The sequence below is a fragment of the Sulfitobacter sp. HI0129 genome (genome assembly GCF_001635395.1).
Classification (GTDB): Bacteria; Pseudomonadota; Alphaproteobacteria; order Rhodobacterales; family Rhodobacteraceae; genus Sulfitobacter.
This window is the reverse complement of the sequence record NZ_LWGH01000582.1, coordinates 1-2316: the sequence shown is the minus strand read 5'-3', so window position 1 is coordinate 2316 and position 2316 is coordinate 1. Positions and strand designations below refer to the sequence as shown.

Below are 2316 nucleotides of genomic sequence, written 5' to 3'. Positions count from 1 at the left end.
ATGGCCACCCGCTGGCGCTCAACCCCAAGCTCATCATCGCGGATGAAGCGGTCTCGGCGCTCGATGTCAGCGTTCAGGCGCAGGTGCTGAACCTGATGATGGAACTGCAACTGGAAATGGGGCTGTCATTCCTGTTCATCAGCCATGACATGGCGGTGGTGGAACGGGTCAGCCATCAGGTCGGCGTCATGTACCTCGGTCGGATCGTCGAACTCGGGTCGCGCCAGCGGGTGTTCGAAAACCCGCAGCACCCCTATACACAGGCGCTGATGAAAGCCGTTCCCATCGCCGATCCGCGCCAGCGCAAGGCGGAAAAGGACCTGAACTTCAAACCCATCCCGTCGCCCATCCACCCCGTCGACTACGAACCCGAACCTTCCGTCTACACCGAGGTCGAGCCGGGCCATTTCGTGCTCAAGACCGACAGCGGCTATTGAGGACCCCATGAGCGAGCGCCTTACCCCCCTTGAGCTGATGACCAAGCTCATCAGCTTTCCCACGGTCAGCCGCGATACCAATATCCCGCTCATCGACTGGGTGGCCGATTATCTCGACAGCCACGGGATCGAAAGCCACCGCTACATCGATCCCGAACAGCCCAAACATGCGCTCTTTGCTCATGTAGGGCCGTGGAAAGAGGGCGCGCTGGTGCTTTCGGGGCATACCGATGTGGTTCCGGTGGACGGTCAGCCGTGGGACAGCGATCCATTTACCGTCGTCGAAAGGGACGGGCGCTATTACGGGCGCGGCACCTGCGACATGAAGGGCTTCGACGCGCTGGCGATCTGGGCGCTGGTGGAGGCGAAATACGCCAATGTGACCCGCCCGCTGCAGATCGCCCTCAGCTTCGATGAGGAAGTGGGCTGCACCGGTGCGCCCCCGATGATTCAAGCGATGCAACCCGTTCTGCCCAAGGGGTCTGCCGTGATCGTGGGGGAGCCTTCGACGATGCAGGCGGTCACGGGGCACAAGGGCGGGATCGGGTTCAACACCCATGTGATCGGGTTTGAGGTCCATTCATCCCTGCTGCACACGGGCGTGAACGCAATCATGGCGGGTGCCAAGCTGATCGAATGGGCCAATGTCACCAATACGGAAAACATGGCCGCCCCGCCCACGGAACTGGCGGCAATGTTCGATCCGCCCTTCACGACGGCGCACGTTGGCATGATCAAGGGCGGCACCGCCCATAACATCACCGCCAAGGACTGCGAGTTCGCCATGGATTTCCGCGTCGTCCCGGGGGAGGACAAGACCCGCTGGGGCACCGCCTACCTCGAACGGGTGCGCGAGGTTGAGGCGCAGATGCAGGCCGTGGTGCCCGACACTCGGATCGAGGTGACGCCCCGCTTCGACGTCCCCGCCCTGCAACCCGAGGAGGAGGGGGAGGCAGAAACGCTGGTGCGCCAACTCACCGGCGACAATGCCAGTCACAAGGTCAGCTACGGCACCGAAGCCGGCCAGTTTCAGGAAGCGGGCTACAGCGCGGTCATCTGCGGCCCCGGTGACATTGCACAGGCCCATCAGCCCAACGAATTCATCGAAAAATCCCAGTTCGAGGCCGGGCATGACTTCATGCGCAAACTGCTCGAAAGGTTGCGCGCGGACTGACAGCCCTTCCAAATGGTAAAAAATCCCGGGGGGCCGTGCCTTGCACGGCGGGGCAGCGCCCCCTCGCGCCCGCAACGAGGCGACGACGATGCCCGCATTCCCCTTCACCCTCGACAAACCGGTCACCTACCCCGGCCCGCCGCCAGAGCGGGCGGATGTTGTGGTGATCGGGGGCGGGATCATCGGGGTATGCACCGCGCTGTTTCTGGTCCGCGCCGGGCGTTCGGTGGTTCTGCTGGAAAAGGGGCGCATCGCGGCGGAACAATCCAGCCGGAACTGGGGCTGGATCAGGCAGCAGGGCCGGGATCCGGACGAGATGCCGATCATGGCGCGGGCGAATGTCCTGTGGCAGGAACTGGCCGGGCAGACCAATATCGACATCGGGCTCGTGCAGGGCGGGATCACTTATCTCGCACGGACGGAAGCAGAAATCGCCGCCTACGAGAACTGGCTGCCCCATGCGCGCGCCAATGGGGTCGACAGCCGAATTTTATCCGCCCGCGAAACGGCGGAGGCGTTCCCCGGACTGACGGGCCGCTTCGCCGGGGCGCTGACGACCCCTTCGGACCTGCGGGCGGAGCCCTGGGTCGCGGTGCCCGCGCTGGCAGCCATAGCCGCGCGCGAGGGAGCCCAAATTGTCGAAGGCTGCGCCGTGCGGGGGCTCGACCTCGCGGCAGGTCGCGCGGCCGGCGTGGTGACGGAGGC

Annotated in this window: 3 protein-coding genes; all 3 read left to right on the top strand. The window is 64.5% G+C overall.

The window, feature by feature from the left end; all coding sequences use genetic code 11:
- On the top strand, positions 1–437 hold a 437-nt coding region (locus A3764_RS15600), incomplete at its 5' end, for an oligopeptide/dipeptide ABC transporter ATP-binding protein (RefSeq protein WP_150122220.1).
- A gap of 7 nt (positions 438–444) precedes the next feature.
- Positions 445–1611 (top strand): acetylornithine deacetylase, encoded by a 1167-nt coding sequence (gene argE, locus A3764_RS15595; protein ID WP_067920879.1) that lies wholly within the window; start codon positions 445–447, stop codon positions 1609–1611.
- A gap of 88 nt (positions 1612–1699) precedes the next feature.
- Positions 1700–2316 (top strand): NAD(P)/FAD-dependent oxidoreductase (locus A3764_RS15590; RefSeq protein ID WP_150122219.1); only part of this gene is annotated, 617 nt, incomplete at its 3' end.